Source organism: Variovorax beijingensis, from assembly GCF_007828835.1.
Lineage (GTDB): Bacteria > Pseudomonadota > Gammaproteobacteria > Burkholderiales > Burkholderiaceae_C > Variovorax > Variovorax beijingensis_A.
Map to the genome: position 1 here is coordinate 219,201 of NZ_VIVL01000004.1, position 17,992 is coordinate 237,192.

At 66.7% G+C, this 17,992-nt stretch carries 19 protein-coding genes and 1 tRNA gene; 14 read left to right on the forward strand and 6 right to left on the reverse strand.

Annotation, left to right across the window (positions count from 1 at the left end):
* Window positions 1-89 precede the first annotated feature (89 nt).
* The 13 genes from iscR (at window position 90) to FB547_RS14620 (ending at window position 9,097) form a co-directional block, all read left to right on the forward strand.
* Window positions 90-626, forward strand: coding sequence for a Fe-S cluster assembly transcriptional regulator IscR (gene iscR / locus FB547_RS14560; RefSeq protein ID WP_007828186.1), 537 nt, complete (start codon window positions 90-92; stop codon window positions 624-626).
* A gap of 78 nt (window positions 627-704) precedes the next feature.
* A complete protein-coding gene (locus tag FB547_RS14565) occupies window positions 705-1,925 on the forward strand; it encodes an IscS subfamily cysteine desulfurase (protein WP_145743368.1) in 1,221 nt (406 codons plus the stop codon).
* A gap of 29 nt (window positions 1,926-1,954) precedes the next feature.
* Entirely contained in the window at window positions 1,955-2,374 is a 420-nt protein-coding gene (gene iscU, locus FB547_RS14570; RefSeq protein ID WP_012747262.1) for a Fe-S cluster assembly scaffold IscU, read from the forward strand.
* A gap of 1 nt (window position 2,375) precedes the next feature.
* On the forward strand, window positions 2,376-2,699 hold the full coding sequence (iscA, locus tag FB547_RS14575; RefSeq protein WP_081268993.1) for an iron-sulfur cluster assembly protein IscA: 324 nt from the start codon (window positions 2,376-2,378) through the stop codon (window positions 2,697-2,699).
* Between the two features lie 90 nt (window positions 2,700-2,789).
* Window positions 2,790-3,308: a Fe-S protein assembly co-chaperone HscB gene (hscB, locus tag FB547_RS14580; RefSeq protein ID WP_145743369.1), complete on the forward strand. Its 519-nt coding sequence runs from the start codon at window positions 2,790-2,792 to the stop codon at window positions 3,306-3,308.
* A 92-nt stretch (window positions 3,309-3,400) separates the two neighbouring features.
* Complete coding sequence (gene hscA / locus FB547_RS14585) at window positions 3,401-5,257, forward strand: Fe-S protein assembly chaperone HscA (protein WP_145743371.1); 1,857 nt, start codon at window positions 3,401-3,403, stop codon at window positions 5,255-5,257.
* 7 nt (window positions 5,258-5,264) lie between these two features.
* On the forward strand, window positions 5,265-5,603 hold the full coding sequence (fdx, locus tag FB547_RS14590) for an ISC system 2Fe-2S type ferredoxin (protein ID WP_124957638.1): 339 nt from the start codon (window positions 5,265-5,267) through the stop codon (window positions 5,601-5,603).
* A 12-nt stretch (window positions 5,604-5,615) separates the two neighbouring features.
* Window positions 5,616-6,323 (forward strand): DNA polymerase III subunit epsilon, encoded by a 708-nt coding sequence (gene dnaQ / locus FB547_RS14595; RefSeq protein ID WP_012747267.1) that lies wholly within the window; start codon window positions 5,616-5,618, stop codon window positions 6,321-6,323.
* A gap of 69 nt (window positions 6,324-6,392) precedes the next feature.
* Window positions 6,393-6,467, forward strand: a tRNA-Val gene (locus tag FB547_RS14600).
* Between the two features lie 148 nt (window positions 6,468-6,615).
* Window positions 6,616-6,738: a hypothetical protein gene (locus tag FB547_RS14605; RefSeq protein WP_012747270.1), complete on the forward strand. Its 123-nt coding sequence runs from the start codon at window positions 6,616-6,618 to the stop codon at window positions 6,736-6,738.
* 35 nt (window positions 6,739-6,773) lie between these two features.
* Window positions 6,774-7,877, forward strand: coding sequence for an NAD(P)/FAD-dependent oxidoreductase (locus FB547_RS14610; protein WP_145743372.1), 1,104 nt, complete (start codon window positions 6,774-6,776; stop codon window positions 7,875-7,877).
* A 149-nt stretch (window positions 7,878-8,026) separates the two neighbouring features.
* Window positions 8,027-8,323, forward strand: a complete 297-nt coding sequence (locus FB547_RS14615; RefSeq protein WP_012747272.1) for a glycine zipper domain-containing protein — start codon at window positions 8,027-8,029, stop codon at window positions 8,321-8,323.
* Window positions 8,324-8,374: 51 nt separating this feature from the next.
* On the forward strand, window positions 8,375-9,097 hold the full coding sequence (locus tag FB547_RS14620) for a phage holin family protein (protein ID WP_145743374.1): 723 nt from the start codon (window positions 8,375-8,377) through the stop codon (window positions 9,095-9,097).
* Between the two features lie 24 nt (window positions 9,098-9,121).
* Here the strand turns inward: FB547_RS14620 and FB547_RS14625 are convergent, their stop codons facing one another.
* Complete coding sequence (locus FB547_RS14625) at window positions 9,122-10,195, reverse strand: quinone-dependent dihydroorotate dehydrogenase (RefSeq protein ID WP_145743377.1); 1,074 nt, start codon at window positions 10,193-10,195, stop codon at window positions 9,122-9,124.
* Window positions 10,196-10,235: 40 nt separating this feature from the next.
* On the opposite strand from FB547_RS14625, the gene rpiA reads away from it, so the two are divergent.
* Window positions 10,236-10,967, forward strand: coding sequence for a ribose-5-phosphate isomerase RpiA (rpiA, locus tag FB547_RS14630; protein ID WP_145743379.1), 732 nt, complete (start codon window positions 10,236-10,238; stop codon window positions 10,965-10,967).
* Between the two features lie 42 nt (window positions 10,968-11,009).
* Here the strand turns inward: rpiA and FB547_RS14635 are convergent, their stop codons facing one another.
* From FB547_RS14635 to FB547_RS14655, 5 genes are all read right to left on the reverse strand, one after another.
* Window positions 11,010-11,657 carry a glutaredoxin family protein gene (locus FB547_RS14635; RefSeq protein WP_145743381.1) on the reverse strand — a complete coding sequence of 216 codons (648 nt, stop codon included), beginning with the start codon at window positions 11,655-11,657 and terminating at the stop codon, window positions 11,010-11,012.
* 30 nt (window positions 11,658-11,687) lie between these two features.
* A complete protein-coding gene (locus FB547_RS14640) occupies window positions 11,688-13,745 on the reverse strand; it encodes a M3 family metallopeptidase (protein WP_145743382.1) in 2,058 nt (685 codons plus the stop codon).
* A gap of 5 nt (window positions 13,746-13,750) precedes the next feature.
* Window positions 13,751-14,602, reverse strand: coding sequence for a bifunctional methylenetetrahydrofolate dehydrogenase/methenyltetrahydrofolate cyclohydrolase FolD (folD, locus tag FB547_RS14645; RefSeq protein ID WP_145743384.1), 852 nt, complete (start codon window positions 14,600-14,602; stop codon window positions 13,751-13,753).
* A gap of 76 nt (window positions 14,603-14,678) precedes the next feature.
* Window positions 14,679-15,311: a response regulator transcription factor gene (locus tag FB547_RS14650; protein WP_012747279.1), complete on the reverse strand. Its 633-nt coding sequence runs from the start codon at window positions 15,309-15,311 to the stop codon at window positions 14,679-14,681.
* Window positions 15,308-17,848 carry a PAS domain S-box protein gene (locus tag FB547_RS14655; RefSeq protein WP_145743387.1) on the reverse strand — a complete coding sequence of 847 codons (2,541 nt, stop codon included), beginning with the start codon at window positions 17,846-17,848 and terminating at the stop codon, window positions 15,308-15,310. Before FB547_RS14655 ends, FB547_RS14650 begins: the two co-directional genes overlap by 4 nt.
* Between the last annotated feature and the right edge of the window lie 144 nt (window positions 17,849-17,992).

The following is a 17,992-nucleotide window of genomic DNA, read 5'->3' on the forward strand; positions in this document are numbered from 1 at the left end:
GCGCCAGGGGTCGGGCAGGGCGGAGACGAAGTCACCGCGGTCTCGGGCCAAGGTGTCATTTCAACGGTAAGCACTTGAAGGAGCTTGCGATGCGTCTCACTACCAAAGGCCGTTTTGCGGTCACAGCAATGATCGATCTGGCGCTGCGTCAGAACACCGGTCCGGTCACGCTGGCTGCGATCAGCCAGCGGCAGCAGATTTCGTTGTCGTATCTCGAACAGCTGTTCGGCAAACTGCGCCGCCACGAGCTGGTCGAGTCGACCCGCGGCCCCGGCGGCGGCTACAGCCTCGGCCGCAAGGCTGCAGATATCACCGTCGCAGACATCATTGTTTCCGTCGATGAGCCCATCGATGCCACGCAGTGCGGCGGCAAGGAAAACTGCCTGGGCGAAGCCGGCCGCTGCATGACGCATGAGCTCTGGGCCTCGCTGAACCAGCGCATGGTCGAGTTCCTCGATTCCGTCACGCTGCAGAAGCTGGTCGACGACCAGATCGCCAAGGGCGTGCAGATCGAGAACAAGCCGGTCGTCAAGCGCGCCATTTCCGCGCAGCCGGTGGTCAAGCCGATTCGCGTGAACGCGCCGAATTCGGTGTTTGCCCTCGGCAACGCCTTCGCGAAGTCCTGAGAAGCCGTGGAGCGCCTCCGGGCGCTGCCACCAGAAGCCCAGATCAAAGAAACAACCCCACGCCAGCCCGAGCCAGCCATGGACGTCACTCCTCATTTCCCGATCTATCTCGATTACGGCGCCACCACGCCGGTCGACCCGCGTGTGGTCGACGCCATGATCCCCTGGTTGCGTGAGCACTTCGGCAACCCGGCGTCGCGCAGCCACGCCTGGGGCTGGGAGGCTGAAGAGGCGGTCGAGAAGGCGCGCGGCCATGTGGCCGAGCTGATCGGAGCCGACCCGCGCGAGATCGTCTGGACCTCCGGCGCGACCGAGTCGAACAACCTCGCGCTCAAGGGCGCGGCCCATTTCTACAAGGGCAAGGGCAAGCACCTCATCACGGTGAAGACCGAGCACAAGGCCGTGCTCGACACCATGCGCGAGCTCGAACGCCAGGGCTTCGAAGTCACCTACATGGACGTCGAGGAAAACGGCCTGCTCGACCTCGACAAGTTCAAGGTGGCGATCCGCCCCGACACCATCCTTGCGAGCGTGATGTACGTCAACAACGAGATCGGCGTCATCCAGGACGTGGTCGCGCTCGGCAACGCCTGCCGCGAAAAGGGCGTGATCTTCCATGTCGACGCGGCCCAGGCCACCGGCAAGGTCGAGATCGACATCGCCAGGCTGCCCATCGACCTGATGAGCCTGGCTTCGCACAAGACCTACGGCCCCAAGGGCATCGGCGCGCTGTACGTGCGCCGCAAGCCGCGTGTGCGGCTCGAGGCACAGATGCACGGCGGCGGCCACGAGCGCGGCATGCGTTCGGGCACCTTGCCCACGCACCAGATCGTGGGCATGGGCGAGGCCTTCCGCATCGCCAAGCTCGAAATGAAGGAAGACATCGCCAAGGCGGCGCGCCTGCAGAAGCGCCTGCTCGACGGCCTGAAGGATGTCGAGCAGGTGTTCATCAACGGCGACCTCGCGCAGCGTGTGCCGCACAACCTGAACATGAGCTTCAACTACGTCGAAGGCGAGTCGCTGATCATGGGCATCAAGGGCCTGGCGGTGTCGTCGGGTTCGGCCTGCACCTCGGCCAGCCTGGAGCCCAGCTATGTGCTGCGCGCCCTGGGCCGCAGCGACGAGCTGGCCCACAGCAGCCTGCGCATGACCATCGGCCGTTTCACGACCGAGGAAGAAATCGACTACGCCATCTCGACCATCAAGCACAACGTCGCCAAGCTGCGCGAGCTGAGCCCCCTGTGGGAGATGTTCCAGGACGGCGTCGACATCAGCACGATCCAGTGGTCGGCCCACTGACGCATTGAACAAAGTTTGAGAGGTACACCATGGCATATTCATCCAAGGTCATCGACCACTACGAAAATCCCCGCAACGTCGGTTCCTTCGAAAAGGGCGACGACTCGGTCGGCACCGGCATGGTCGGCGCGCCGGCCTGCGGCGACGTCATGAAGCTGCAGATCAAGGTCAACCCCGAAACCGGCGTGATCGAAGACGCGCGCTTCAAGACCTACGGCTGCGGCTCGGCCATTGCGTCGTCCTCGCTCGTCACCGAATGGGTCAAGGGCAAGACGCTCGACGAAGCCGCGGCGCTCAAGAATGCCCAGATCGCCGAGGAGCTGGCGCTGCCGCCCGTCAAGATCCACTGCTCGATCCTGGCCGAAGACGCCATCAAGGCCGCCGTGAGCGACTACAAGGCCAAGCACGGCGCCAAGACGGCAGAAGCCGAGCCATCGGCAGTCCACTGACATGGCCGTTACGCTGACCGAAGCCGCCGCGCGCCACGTCACCCGCTACCTCGGCAAACGCGGCAAGGGCGTGGGCGTGCGGCTGGGCGTGAAGACCACCGGCTGCTCGGGCCTGGCCTACAAGCTCGAGTACGTGGACGAACTCGCGCCTGAAGACGTGGTGTTCGAAGACCATGGCGTGAAGGTGCTGGTCGACCCCAAGAGCCTGGCCTACATCGACGGCACGCAGCTCGACTTCGTGCGCGAAGGCCTGAACGAAGGCTTCAAGTTCATCAACCCGAACGAGCGGGATCGCTGCGGTTGCGGAGAGAGTTTCCGCATCTGATGCGCCGTCGCTGATAGCGACCACAGCCGCCACCATGTCATGTGCTGGCGGTTTTTTCTTGATCCGCCCTCCGAGGGCGCAGGCCGCCTGATGAACCTCAACGACACCGACTTTCAACTGTTCGACGTCCCCGCGACCTTCGCGCAGGACCGTGCCGTGCTCGACGCCCGGTGGAAGGAGCTGCAGCGCGAGGCGCATCCGGACCGCTTTGCCGCGCAGGGCGCCGCGGCGCAGCGCGTGGCGATGCAATGGTCGGTGCGCATCAACGAGGCCTACCAGCGGCTCAAGGACCCGATCCGCCGGGCCAGCTACATCTGCGAACTCCACGGTGCACCGCTGAACGCCGAGAACAACACGGCCATGCCGCCTGATTTCCTGATGCAGCAGATGGAGTGGCGCGAGGCGCTCGACGATGCCGGCGACATCGCCGCGGTCGAGCAGCTGCAGGCCGAAGTCGAGGCCGGGCGCGCCCGCGCGCTGTCATCGCTCGACTGGCTGATCGACGAGAAGGGCGACTACCCCGCCGCTGCGCAGCAGGTGAGAGCCCTCATGTTCATTGAGCGCTTCGGACAGGACGTCGAAGCCAAGTTCGATCAGTTGGGACAATAGCCAGATATGAACCCCCACGCTCATCACTTCGTGTATTCGCTGCCCCCCGAGGGGGCGCAGGCCTCCCTTGGGGCGGCCCGGCGGGAGGCCTGATGGCTCTTCTTCAAATTTCCGAACCCGGCCAGGCGCCCGACCCGCATCAGCGCCGCATCGCCGTGGGCATCGACCTGGGCACCACGCATTCGCTGGTGGCCGCGGTGCGCAATGGCGTGGCCGAATGCCTGCCTGACGACCAGGGCCGCGTGATCCTGCCTTCTGCCGTGCGCTATCTCGACCGCGAGCGGCGCCAGATCGGCTTCGATGCGCTCGCCGCGCGTGCGCAGGATGCCGCAAACACCATCACCTCGGTCAAGCGGCTCATGGGCCGCGGACTGGCCGACATCGCCAACCGCGAGTCGATGTCGTACCGCCTGGTGGATGAAGGCGGCATGGTCAAGGTGGAGACGGCCGCGGGCATCAAGTCGCCGGTGGAGATCAGCGCCGAGATTCTGGCCACCTTGCGCTATCGCGCCGAAGACACCTTCGACGGCGAGCTCTACGGCGCCGTCATCACCGTGCCGGCCTACTTCGACGAAGGCCAGCGGCAGGCCACCAAGGACGCCGCGCAGCTCGCCGGCCTCAACGTGCTGCGCCTGATCAGCGAGCCCACGGCCGCAGCCATCGCCTACGGCCTGGACAATGCGAGCGAGGGCGTCTACGCGGTCTACGACCTGGGCGGCGGCACCTTCGACATCTCGATCCTGCGGCTCACGCAGGGCGTGTTCGAAGTCATTGCCACCGGCGGCGATTCCGCCCTGGGCGGCGACGACTACGACCACGCGCTCGCCGATTTCGTGCTCGCGCAAACCGGCCTGCAAGTGGGCAGCGACGCCGACAAGGCCGCCATGCTGGTGGCCGCCCGTGCGGCCAAGGAGGCGCTGACCGGTGCCGATTCCGTGGCGTTCCACGCCGAGCTTGCCGGCGGCGCCGCCCGATTCGACCTGGCGCGCGCGCAATTCGATGCCGCCACCAAAGCGCTCACCGACCGCACGATCGCAGCGGTTCGCAAGGCGCTGCGCGATGCGAAGCTCAAGCCCGACGACCTGCAGGGCATCGTGCTGGTCGGCGGCTCCACCCGCATGCCGCAGATCCGCCGTGCCGTCGCCGAATTCTTCGGCCGCGAGCCGCTCATCAACCTGAACCCCGACGAAGTCGTGGCCCTTGGCGCGGCCATCCAGGCCAACCAGCTGGCCGGCAACAACGGCGCGGGCGATCTGCTGCTTCTCGACGTGATCCCGCTGTCGCTGGGCATCGAGACCATGGGCGGCCTGGTCGAGCGCATCGTGCCGCGCAACCAGACCATTCCGACGGCCATGGCGCAGGACTTCACCACCTACCAGGACGGCCAGACGGCGCTTGCGCTGCACGTGGTGCAGGGCGAGCGCGACCTTGTCGCCGACTGCCGCAGCCTCGCGCGCTTCACGCTGCGCGGCATCCCGCCCATGGCGGCGGGCGCGGCGCGCATCCGCGTGACCTTCACCGTCGATGCCGATGGGCTGCTGAGCGTCAGCGCCAGGGAGCAGGGCAGCGGCGTGGAGGCCAGCGTGGCGGTCAAGCCATCGTACGGACTCTCGGACGACCAGATCGCGCGCATGCTGCAGGAGAGCTTTTCCACCGCGCAGCAGGACATGCAGGCGCGCGCGCTGGTGGAGGCGCGCGTCGATGCCGAGCGCATGCTGCTTGCGACGCAGAGCGCGCTCGACGCCGACGGCGATCTGCTGGGCGAAGAAGAGCGCGCAGTCATCGATGCGTCGATGGCGCAGTTGCGCGAAGCTGCCAAGGGCAATGACGCCGCGGCCATCGAAGGTGCCACCAAGGCGCTGGCCAATGACACCGAGGCCTTTGCCGCCCAGCGCATGAACGCGGGCATTGCGCGCGCTCTGTCGGGCCGCAAGCTCGAATCCCTCTGAGAACCACATGCCCACCATCAAGATATTTCCGCATCCCGAGTACTGCCCGCAGGGTGCAGAAATCACGGCGCCGGCCGGCACCTCGATCTGCGAGGCGCTGCTGGACAACCACATCAACATCGAGCATGCCTGCGAGATGAGCTGCGCCTGCACCACCTGCCACGTGGTCGTGCGCCAGGGCTTCAATTCGCTGAACGAGGCCGAGGAGGGCGAGGAAGACCTGCTCGACCGCGCCTGGGGCCTGGAGCCACAATCGCGCCTGAGCTGCCAGGCGATCCTGGCGCAGGAAGACGTGACGATCGAGATTCCCAAGTACTCGATCAACCACGCCAAAGAGAACCATTGAAAGAGCCACCGCATGTCGCGCCAGATCGTCCTCGACACTGAAACCACCGGCCTGTCCGCCGAGAACGGCGACCGCATCATCGAGCTTGGCTGCGTGGAGCTGTTTGCCCGCAAGCTCACCGGCAACGACCTGCACATCTATTTCAACCCTGAGCGCGAGAGCCATGAGGACGCGCTCAAGGTGCACGGCCTGACAACCGACTTCCTGCGCGACAAGCCGAAGTTCGCCACGCTGGCCAACGACATCGTCGAGTACCTGCGCGGCGCCGAGCTGATCATCCACAACGCGGCCTTCGACGTCGGCTTCCTCAACAAGGAGCTCGAGCTGGCCGGCCTGCCGCCGCTGCGCAGCTTCGTGGGCGAGGTGACCGACACGCTGGCCATGGCCAAGCAGGTCTACCCGGGCAAGCGCAATTCGCTCGACGCGCTGTGCGACCGCTTCGGCGTCGACCGCTCCAACCGTACCTTCCACGGCGCCAAGCTCGACGCGCAGCTGCTGGCCGACGTCTACATCAATCTCACGCGCGGCCAGGACGCCCTGCTGATCGACGTGGCCTCGAACGAGCCGGCGCAGGGCACCACGGTGGTGGCCATCGACCTGAGCCAGTTCGACCTGCCGGTGATCATGGCCGCAGAGCAGGAGCTCGCAGCGCACGAGGCCGTGTTGTCGCAGCTCGACAAATCCAGCAACGGGCGCACGCTGTTTCGGCAAAACAGCTGAAATCCTGTGGCATAATCGAAGGCTTCGCGCAACGCGATTAATTCCACGGCACTGCACTCGCGGTGCCACGGGCGGTTAGCTCAGGGGTAGAGCACAGCATTCACACTGCTGGGGTCGGAGGTTCGAAGCCTCCACCGCCCACCAATTCCAAATTAAAAGCGACCTGGCTGTCCAGGTCGCTTTTTTGTTTGCGCGGACGCACTGTCGGCTCGTGCTGACGCCAACTGCCGCCGCGCGCCGGCTGCATTCCTGAAGCAACCGCATAGAACCAGGACAAAGGAGAGCATCCGCCATGGCCACCCATCCCGATCTTCCGCCTCCGATCACGCCGGATCTGCCCGTGGAGCCCGATGAAGGGCCGAGCACGCCGCCGGACGAGCCGACCGATCCCGAGCCGCCCCCCACCACGTCCTGATGAAATCCGCCCGCGAGCCGCGATAAGCTCGCACGATGGATGAACTCGATTGCGCCGTCATCGGCGGCGGTGTGGTGGGACTGGCGGTGGCGCGCGCCTTGGCGCTCGCGGGCCGGGAGGTGGTGGTGCTGGAAGCCGAAGGTGCCATTGGCACCGGCACCAGTTCGCGCAACAGCGAGGTGATTCATGCGGGCATCTACTACCCGCAGGGCTCGCTCAAAGCCAGGCTTTGCGTCGAGGGCAAGGAGGCGCTGTATGCCTATGCGGCAGAGCGCGGCGTGCCCTACCGGCGCTGCGGCAAGCTGATCGTCGCGACTTCGGCCGAGCAGGTGGCGCAGCTCGAAGTGATCCGTGCCAAGGCGGCCGCCAACGGCGTCGGCGACCTCGTGTTGCTGACCGCGCAGCAGGCCATGGAAATGGAGCCGCAGCTCCATTGCGTGGCGGCATTGCATTCGCCGAGTACCGGCATCGTCGACAGCCATGCCTTGATGCTGAGCCTGCTCGGCGATGTGGAGAACGCGGGCGGCATGCTGGCGCTGAAATCGCCCATCGCACGCGCGGAATGCGGTCAGGACGCTATCGTCCTGGTAGCGGAAGACGGAACGGCGCTGCGCTGCAACACCGTGGTCAATGCGGCCGGGCTGCTTGCGCCCGAACTGGCCCGCCGCTTCGAAGGCTTGCCGTCCGCGGCCGTGCCCACCGCCTACTTTGCCAAGGGCAGCTATTTCACGCTGTCGGGCCGCGCGCCTTTCAGCCGCCTCGTCTATCCGGTGCCCGAACCCGGCGGACTGGGTGTGCACCTGACGATCGACCTGGGCGGGCAAGCCAAGTTCGGCCCCGACGTGCAATGGGTGCAATCGGCCGACGATCTGGTGGTGGACCCGGCGCGCGGCGATGGCTTCTACGCCGAGGTGCGCAAGTACTGGCCCGCCCTGCCCGACGGGGCGCTGATTCCCGGCTACGCGGGCATGCGGCCCAAGATCTCGGGCCCCGACGAGCCGGCGCGCGACTTCATGATCGACGGACCCGAATCGCACGGCGTGCGGGGCCTGGTCAATCTCTTTGGCATCGAGTCGCCCGGGCTCACAAGCAGCCTGGCCATCGGGCGCTACGTGGAGCGACTGCTCGCGGCGGGCTGACGGCGAAGGCACATCAGGGCCCATCGCGTGCAGAAGTCTGCACAACAGCTGTGCCCGAGAGGCTTTTGTGCCTGTAACATGACACCACGCCATTTGCTGGCGTGAAGCCGCCGGCGCGGTGCCGGTGCCATCACGGAGGAAAGATTCCAATGAGTGCATCCAACAATATCGAAGCGGCAGCCGAAGACATCGCAAGCGACGTGCGCGGCGTGCTGGCCAGCAAGGACCTGGATTCGGTTCCCCACATCAAGGCGCTGCGCCAGCGCATCGACACCAAGCTCGCCATTGCGCGCGAGCTTGCCGCGGAAAAGAGCAAGCTGGCTGCCAAGAAGGCCCGCGAAGCGGCCAACTCTGCCAACGCCTACGCCCACGACGAACCGTGGCAGATCGCCGGCGCTGCGCTGGCCGTCGGCGTGCTGGTGGGCCTGCTGCTTGGCCGCCGCTGACCTGAACGCAAGCCGTTGCCGCGCCGTCCCTCGCCGAGCCGGAGTCGGCGCATGAGATTGCTGTCCCTGTTCGGGCTCGATGCCCGTTTGCGGCGGCTGCGGATCGCTGCGGCCGAAGGCGCGCTGGCGGCCGAAGACCGCGTGCAGCTCCTGCGCATGGCGTGGGAGGACGAGAAGCAGCGTCTCAAGCTGATGCTCGTGCTGGTGGTGGCCGTGCTCGGGCTCACCACGGTGGCGGTGGCGTTGCTCTCGATGGCGGTGGTGGTGCATTTCTGGGAAACACCGCACCGCATCGCGGCTGCGTGGTCGGTGGCCGGCGTGTGGGTCCTGCTCTGGCTGGGCGCGGCGCTGGGGCTGTTCCTGACCCTTCGCAATGCCTCGAACAGCTTCATTCCGGCGCGCCGCGAATTCGAACGCGACTGGGCCTGGGTGCAGGACAGCTTCGGCCTCGGCAAGGATCCCGACCAGGACGAAGAAGCGCCGCGTCCCCGGCGGCCCGCCACGCGCGAGGAACTGCTCGCCCGCATGGAGCGCCAGCGCGAACGCATTGCCACGATGCAGGGGGCAGGACCGGCACGGCCCGCCGCTGCAACGGGTGCTTCTTCCGAGGCACCGCCGGTCGACGAATCGGCGGCAGCTGCGGCCTTGCGCATTGCGCGGGAGCACCCCGTGGCCACCGGCGTTGCCGCCGCGGTGGCCGTGGCGGTGATCCGGCCCAAGCGGCTGCTGCGCTGGGCCGCGTTCATTGCGCCAGTGCTCTGGCGCATGCGCTGAGAAGAAAAGAGAAAGAGCGAAGGCTCAGGCGGCGCTGCGGCTTTGCAGCAAGGCCTGCGCCGCCTCGCGGACCAGCGCCGGGCCGCGGTAGATGAGGCCTGTGTAGATCTGCACCACGTCCGCGCCCGCGGCAATCTTGGCCCTGGCATCGGCCGCGCTCAGGATGCCCCCCACCCCGATGATCGGAAAACCCGGCCCCAGCGCCGCGCGCAGCTGCAAGACCACACGGTTGCTCGCCTCGCGCACGGGAGCGCCCGAGAGCCCGCCCGCTTCGTCGGCATGCGGCAGGCCGGCGACCGCGTCTCGCGCCAGCGTGGTGTTGGTGGCGATCACGCCGTCCATGCCGTGGCGCTGCAGCGTGGCGGCGATCACGGCGACCTGGCTCTCGTCCAGATCGGGAGCGATCTTCACGAACAGCGGCACGCGCCGACGGCTGCGCTCGGCCAGGGCATGGCGGCGTTCCGCGATGGCGCCCAGCAGGGCGTCGAGCGCCTCGTCGCTCTGCAGCGTCCGCAGGTTGGCGGTGTTGGGACTCGAGATGTTGATGGTCACGTAGTCGGCATGCGGGTACACGCCGTCCAGGCAGGCCAGGTAGTCGTCCACGGCCTTTTCGATGGGCGTGGCGGCGTTCTTGCCGATGTTGAGCCCGAGCAGCATCGGCTTCTTGCCGCCGCCGCTCCTGCGGAAGCGCGCCTTCTGCACGTTGGCAAGAAAGGCGTCGAGCCCTTCGTTGTTGAACCCGAGCCGATTGATGAGCGCGTCGCGCTGGGGCAGGCGGAACATGCGCGGCTTGGGGTTGCCCGGCTGCGCCTTGGGCGTGACCGTGCCGACTTCGACGAAGCCGAAGCCCATGGCGGCAAAGGCGTCGATGCAGCGGGCGTTCTTGTCGAGACCGGCGGCCAGGCCCACGCGGTTGGGAAATTCCAGCCCCGCCAGCGTGACCGGATCATCGACGCGCGGCGCGGCGTAGGCGCAGGCCAGCGGCGTGTTCTGCGTGCGGGCCAGCCCGTCGAGCGTGAGTTCGTGGGCATGCTCCGGGTCGAAGCCGAACAGAAAGGGCCGGGCCAGGCCGTAGAGCGAAGAGGGGAGCAGGGGCATCGGATAATTCTCGACTTCAATGAGCCAAGGATTCTCCGCGATGACTGCACCCGTTTCCCCTTCTTCCGCCTCCGGCGCCGCGAACGGCGCGGGCGCCATCTCCCAGGACGAACTCAAGGCCCAGGTCGGCCGCGCCGCGCTGGCCTACGTGGCCAAGGGTGAAATCGTCGGCGTGGGCACGGGTTCCACCGTGAACAAGTTCATCGACGCGCTGGCCACCATCAAGGACCAGATCAAGGGGGCGGTGTCCAGCTCTGTGGCCTCGACCGAGCGCCTGCGTGCCCTGGGCATTCCGGTGTTCGACAGCAACGAGGTCGACGAACTCGGCGTCTACATCGACGGTGCCGACGAGATCGACCACCACGGCTTCATGGTGAAGGGCGGCGGTGCGGCGCTCACGCGCGAAAAGATCGTGGCGGCGCAGTCGCGGCGCTTCGTCTGCATTGCCGATGCTTCCAAGCTGGTAGACACGCTCGGCGCCTTTCCGCTGCCGGTGGAGGTGATTCCGATGGCAGCGCGCCGGGTGATGCGGCAGTTCGAGGCCATGGGCGGCATCGCACAGGTGCGCGAGAAGGACGGATTGCCGCTCGTGACCGACAACGGCCAGCACATCGTCGACGTGACGGGACTGCGGATCAGCGATCCGCTCGCCTTCGAATCCGAAGTGAGCCAGTGGCCCGGCGTGGTCACGGTCGGCGTGTTTGCGCATCAGAAGGCCGACGTGTGCCTGCTGGGTACGCCCTCGGGCGTGCAGACGATGCAGTTCGACTGAAGAAGGAAGACCGCGTGCTCTTCTGGCCGGCGGCCGGCCGGTTCAGAACTTGATGCCTGCCGGATTGCTCGGGCTCGGACCGCTCGGGGCGGGCGTGGGCGGTTGTGGCGCTGGCTGCGCAACGGGCGCGGGCTCGGATGCGCCGGGCGCCGGCTGCAGCGCGACCAGCGGCCGCGCCGGCGGATTGCGGTAGCCCGCGGGCAGGCTGTTGCTCTTCGGATAGCCCGCGGCGTCGAGGTAACGCGACCATTCGGCGTCCGAGTAGCCCTTGAGTTGCTGCGAGCCGATCGTCAGCAGCGGCAGCGAGGCCTGGTTGCTCAAGCGCTGCAATGCCTCCACATCCTGGCTGCTCTTGACGGTGCGCTCCTCGAACGGAATGCCGCGCGTGACGAGCAGCGAACGGGCGGTGCCACAGGGCGCGCATTCCTCGCTGCTGTAGAGCGTCACGGGATAGCGCTGCGCCACTTGCCGCAATTCGTAGGGCAGCCCGGCATTGGCGGGAGGCGTGATGCCGGCCTGCGGGGCCGCGGCCGGTTCCGTGCTTGCGGTGGGCGCGCGGTCCGAGAAGGTGACCTTGCCGTTCTTGTCGACGTTGCGGTAGATCGGCTGGGCCATTGCCCCTGCGGCGATCAGCAGCAGGGCGAAGCCGGACAGGCGATGCAAGGAGGATTTCTGGTGGATCGAATGCATCGCCCGAGTATCGCAAGCTTCAGGCGCGCATCAAGCGGGCCGGGTCTGTGCCATGCCCTGGTGTCGCAGCAGCGCATCAAGCTGTGGCTCGCGGCCGCGGAAGGCCTTGAACGAATCCATGGCGCTGCGGCTGCCGCCGGCTTCGAGGATGGCCTGGCGGTACCTGCGGCCGGTTTCGATGTTCGGCTGGCCGTCGGTGCCCACGGTTTCCTCGAAGGCGGCATAGGCATCGGCGCTCAGCACCTCGGCCCACTTGTAGCTGTAGTAGCCGGCCGCGTAGCCGCCCGAGAAGATATGGCTGAAGGTGTTCGGCGTGCGGCTGAAAGGAGGCGAGGGCATCACGGCCACCTCGGTGCGCACCTTGCCCAGCAGCGCGAGCACGCCGCCCGGCTGCGCGGCGGCGGCCTGGTATTCGGTATGCAGCAGCATGTCGAACAGCGAGAACTCGATCTGGCGCAGCGTCTGCAGGCCGCTCTGGAAGTTCTTGGCGGCGGTCATCTTGTCGAACAGCGCGCGCGGCAACGGCTCGCCGGTGTCGACGTGGGCCGTCATGTGCCTGAGCACGTCCCATTCCCAGCAGAAGTTTTCCATGAACTGGCTCGGCAGCTCGACCGCGTCCCACTCGACGCCGCTGATGCCCGACACGTCGCGCTCGTTCACCTGCGTGAGCATGTGGTGCAGGCCATGGCCGAATTCGTGGAACAGGGTGGTCACGTCGTCGTGCGTGAGCAGCGGCGGCTTGCCGTCGACGCCGCTCGCGAAGTTGCACACGAGCTGGGCGACGGGCGTTTGCAGCATGCCGTCGTCAGGGCGCAGCCAGCGCGCGCGCACGTCGTCCATCCACGCACCGCCGCGCTTGGCGGCGCGGGCGGAAGGGTCGAGGTAGAACTGGCCGACCTTCTGCCCGGCGCGCTCGATGCGGTAGACCTCGACGCTGGGGTGCCAGGTGGGCGCGCTGTCGCGGCGAATCGAAACCTCGAACAGCGTCTCGACGATCTTGAACAGGCCGGCCATCACCTTGGGCGCCGGGAAGTACTGCTTGACCTCCAGCTCGCTGAAGGCATAGCGCGCCTCCTTGAGTTTTTCGCCGATGTAGCTCCAGTCCCACGCCTGCGGATCGGTGATGCCCAATTGGTCCGCAGCGAAGGCGCGCAGGTCGGCCAGGTCGCGTTCGCCGTACGGCTTGGCCTTGGCCGCGAGATCGCGCAGGAACTTGACCACCTGCTCGGGCGACTCGGCCATCTTGGGCACGACCGAGAGTTCGCCAAAATTCCTGTAGCCGAGCAGTTTGGCTTCTTCCTCCCGCAGCGCGAGGATCTCGTTGATCAGCGCCGTGTTGTCGAAGGCCGGATCGCCAAGCTCGCTGGCGCGGGTGACGTAGGCCCGGTAGAGCGTTTCGCGCAGCGCGCTGCTCCTGGCGAACTGCATCACGGGCAGGTAGCAGGGCATCTTGAGCGTGAGCTTGTAGCCCTGCTTGCCCTCGGCTTCGGCTGCTGCGCGGGCCGCGCTCACCACGTCTTCGGGCACGCCCTCGAGCTCGCCCAGCGCCGCGTAGTACGAGAAGGCGTCGGTGGCATCGAGCGCGTTCTCGCTGAATTTCTGGCTCAGTTCGGCCTGGCGTTCCTGGATGTCGGCAAAGCGCTTCTTCGCCTCGCCCTGCAGTTCCGCGCCGCCCAGCACGAAGTTGCGCACGGCATTCTTGTGCGCCTGGCGCTGCTCGGGGTTGAGGGTGGCCACGTCGATGGCCTTGTACTTGGCATAGAGGCGCTCGTCGGAACCCAGGCGGGTCCAGAAGGCGGTCACGCGCGGCATGGCCTCGTTGTAGGCGGCGCGCAGTTCCGGCGTGTCGGCCACGGCGTTGAGATGCCCCACGGCGCCCCAGGCGCGGCTGAAGCGTTCGGACGCCACGTCGAGCACCTTGGAGATCGCATTCCAGTCGGCGGGAAAGTCGGCGGCCGTCACGGTCTGCAGCGCTGCCTCGGCTTCGGCCAGCAGGATGTCGACCGCGGGCGCAACGTGTTCGGGCTCGATGCGGTCGAACAGCGGAAGATCGGTGAAGTCGAGGAGGGGGTTGTTCTTTGTGGCCATGGAAATCACTTGGCGGCGCGTTCCGCGGCTTCAAGGGTGTTGACGAGCAGCATGGCGCGCGTCATGGGGCCGACGCCGCCCGGCACGGGGGTGATCCAGCCGGCCACTTCCTTGACGCCGTCGAAGTCGACGTCGCCGGCGAGCTTGCCGTCTTCCTTGCGGTTCATGCCCACGTCGATCACGACCGCGCCGGGCTTCACCATGCCGGCCGTCAGGATGTTGCGCTTGCCCACCGCGGCCACGATCACGTCGGCCTGGCGCGTGAGGGCGCCCAGGTCTTGCGTCGCGCTGTGGCAGATGGTCACGGTGGCGTTCCTGGCCAGCAGCATCATGGCCATCGGCTTGCCGACGATGTTGCTGCGGCCGATGACCACCGCATGCTTGCCGCGCAGGTCGTAGCCGATGGATTCGAGCATCTTCATGCAGCCGTAGGGCGTGCAGGGCCAGAAGCCCGGCGCGCCGGTCATGAGCGCGCCGGCGCTGGCCACGTGGAAGCCGTCCACGTCCTTGGCGGGCGAGATCGCCTCGATGACCTTCTGGCTGTCCATGTGCTTTGGCAGCGGCAGCTGAACCAGGATGCCGTGCACCTTGGGGTCGTCGTTGAGGGCGCGGATGCGGTCCAGCAGCGCGGCCTCGCTCATGTCGGCAGGATAGGTTTCGAGGGTGGCCGCGAGGCCGGTTTCGGTGCTGTCGTTGACCTTGTGCTTCGTGTAGACCTGGCTGGCCGGGTCGCTGCCCACGAGGATGATGGAAAGGGCCGGGTCCACGCCCTTGGCCTTCAGTGCGGCGGTGCGGCCGGCAACCTCGGCGCGAATGGTTTTGGCGAGGGCGTTGCCATCGATCAGTTGGGCGGTCATCGGTTTCGATTTTCCAAGTAAAAACGCCCGCTTGCGCAGGCGTGAGAGTCATTCATTGCTATCGGGGGGATAGCTTCTAGGCTTTGGCGGCCGGCGCCGCCTGCCCGAGCGCGATCTTGAGCAGATCGGCCACGGTGTTGGCGTTGAGCTTTTCCATGATGTTGGCGCGGTGCGCCTCGACCGTCTTGATGCTGATGCCCAGGTCGTCGGCAATCTGCTTGTTCAGGCGGCCGGCGACGATGCGCTCGAGCACCTGGGCCTCGCGGCCGGTGAGCTTGGACAGCAGCGCGTCGCGGCTGGCCGACTGCTGGTGCTGGGTGAAGGCGCCGCGCGCGTGCTCGAGCATGCGCTCGACCAGCGTGACGAGCTCTTCGTCGTTGAAGGGCTTCTGGATGAAATCCATGGCGCCCTTCTTCATGCTGTCGACTGCCATCGGCACGTCGCCGTGGCCGGTGATCACCACGATGGGCAGCGGGGAACGCCGTTCGATCAGCCGGTCCTGCAGTTCGAGGCCGGTCATGCCGGCCATGCGGATGTCGACGATCAGACAGGCGACTTCGCGCGGGTCGTATCGGGAGAGGAAGGACTCGGCCGAGTCGAAGCAGCGAACCCTGTAGTCCTTGCCTTCGAGCAGCCATTGCAGCGAATCTCGCACGGCTTCGTCGTCGTCGACGACATAGACAGTGCCCTTCTTCGGAATCAAACTCATGCAGGTACCTTTGCCTCGTCGCTTGCTACGGAACTGGGAGCGTCCAACACCGGAATCCAGAAGGAAAAACGGCATCCGATCACATCCGGACCATTGTAGATGTTCTCCGCCTGCATCCTGCCCCGATGGGACTCGACGATGGTGCGGCACAGATTCAGCCCGATGCCCATGCCTTCCGGCTTGGTGGAGAAGAAGGCTTCGTACAGGCGGTCCATCACCTCGGGCGCCAGGCCCTTGCCGGTGTCCTGCACCGAGAACTCGATGGCGTTGTGGCCCTCGATCACCTTGGGCAGCACGCGCAGCTCGACGCTGCGGCGCGCGAGCGGACGCTCGGCAATGTCGATGGACTCGGCCGCGTTCTTCAGCAGGTTGACCATCACCTGCTCGATCAGGATCGGGTCTACCTGCACCACCGGCAGCCGCGCGGCCACGTAGTGGTTGAGCCGCACGTTGCGCCGCCGCAGCTCGATGCCCGCGAGCTCGACCGCTTCGCTGACCATGGTGGACACGTCGGCGGCCGTGCGGTTGGGCTCGCTGCGCTTCACGAACGAGCGGATGCGCTGGATGATCTGCCCCGCGCGCTGCGCCTGCTTGGAGGTTTTCTCCAGCGCCGCGAGCAGCGCCTCGGTGTCGATGGCCTGCCCCTTGAGGCGCGACATCATTCCGTTGCAGTAGTTGGTGATGGCCGTGAGCGGCTGGTTGAGTTCGTGCGCCACGCTGGACGCCATCTCGCCCATCGTGATCAGGCGGCTCGCGGCCTGCGCGCGGTCGGCCTGCGCCGCGGCCTGCTCTTCGGCGTCGCGCCGCGGCGTGATGTCGGTGGCGATCACCAGCTGGGCCAGCCGGCCGTCGACCCACGTCAGGTAGCGCGAACGCACCTCGAGCCACTTGCCCAGGTGCGGCACGAAGATCTCGTTGTTGGCCGTCTGGGCGGCGGTCAGGGTGTCGATCGGCAGGCCGGCGTAGGGGTCGACGTCGTCCAGGCCCTCGTCATGCGCATTGGAGGCGGGCACGCCGGCCTGCGCCACCATGCCCAGGTGGCCCACGGTGTCGGAGCCGAACCAGAGGCGGTACAGCTTGTTGGCGAACAGCAGCTCCTCGCTGCCGATGGGCGCAACCGACACGGCAGCGTCGAGCGCCTCCAGCACCGTGGTGAAGCGCTCATAAGAGGCCGACAGCTGCTCGCGGATGCGCGTGGGCTCGGTGATGTCGGTCATCGAGGTCATCCAGCCGGTCTGGTGGCCGCGCGCGTCGATCAGCGGCGATACATAGAGCCGGGCGTTGAAAACGCTGCCGTTCTTGCGCTTCACGCGCACCTGGAAGCCGCCGGGCAGGGCGCGACCGTGCAGCTCTTCCTCGAGCCGCTCGTTCATCACTTCGCGGTCCGACTCCAGCCAGTAGGGGAAGGGCGGCGACTGGCCCACCAGTTCGGCCTCGCTCCAGCCCGTCATCGCGCAGAAGGCGGCATTCACGTAGGTGATGCGGCCCTGCAGGTCGAGCACGCGCATGCCGGTGAGCATGGAGTTTTCCATCGCACGGCGGAAGTTGGTTTCGGCGACCAGCCGCTGCTGGGCCTGCTGGCGCCGCCGGGTGTGGCGCCAGGTGCCGATCAGCATCCAGCTGGTCAGCACGCTGAGTGCGCAGACCAGCCAGAACAGGCCGTTGCCGACCACGCCCTGTGAAGTGCGGTAGGCCTGGGCGCGCAGCACCAGCGCATTGCCGACGGGCGAAACCGGCACCTCGTACTCGTTGGTTCTTTCGGGCCAGGGGAGGAGCCGCCTGCCGCTTTCCCTCAGGTTGACCGTATTGCCCGCAAGCACGTCGCCCTTGGCGTCGAGCAGCGAGACCGCGTAGCGCGCCTGCACTTCCGACGGCATGCCGTAGCGCAGCAGGCCATCGACCGAAAATTCGCCGAGCACCACGCCCGCGAACAGGCCCTGGTCGAAGAGAGGAATATGCAACTGCAGCATCGCCGCGGGATCGCCGCCCGCCACCGGCTGGGAGAAAACCGGCTGGCGCAGCTCGCGGGCCAGGGCGTAGTTGCTTTCCACGTCCCCCGGGCGCAGCACGTCGCCGATCAGGTGCTGTTGCGCGGGATGCACGCTCGGCGCCGAATAGCCGGCCTTGAAGCGGCGCCGGTCGTCGATCCAGGTGACGGTCTGCAGCTCGGGGAACTGGCTCACCAGCGATTCTGCGCGGCTCGCGAATTCGATCGGGTCGATCTCGCGATTGGAGGCGTCGCGCGCGATGCGCATCAGCTGTTCCTGGCGCTCGAGCAGGCGCAGGCGCATGCGCTGCTGCGCGTATTCGACGTCCCGCCGCACGGATTCCTGCTCGCGCTCGACTTCCTCGGTGCGCAAATACCAGAACGCCGAAACGATGGCCGCCAGGAACAGCAGCACCGCCGCGATCGGCGCCAGCATGGCGACCGCGTCTTGCAGCACCGGCGTTTGCTGGCGCCACCAGCGGCGCCACCACGAGAGCGGAGACGCATTCACGGCGCTGCGGGCAACCGCCAGCGGAGAGGAAAAAGGCATGCTGCGAGTTTAGGTGATGACCCTTGTGCCAAGGAGAGAGGGCCGCAGTGCCATTGATTCCGGCGCGGGCGACTTTGTTTCCAAAATATCACAATAAGAAATTCGCATGCACGATTTGAAATAGAAGTATTTCTATGAGAAACT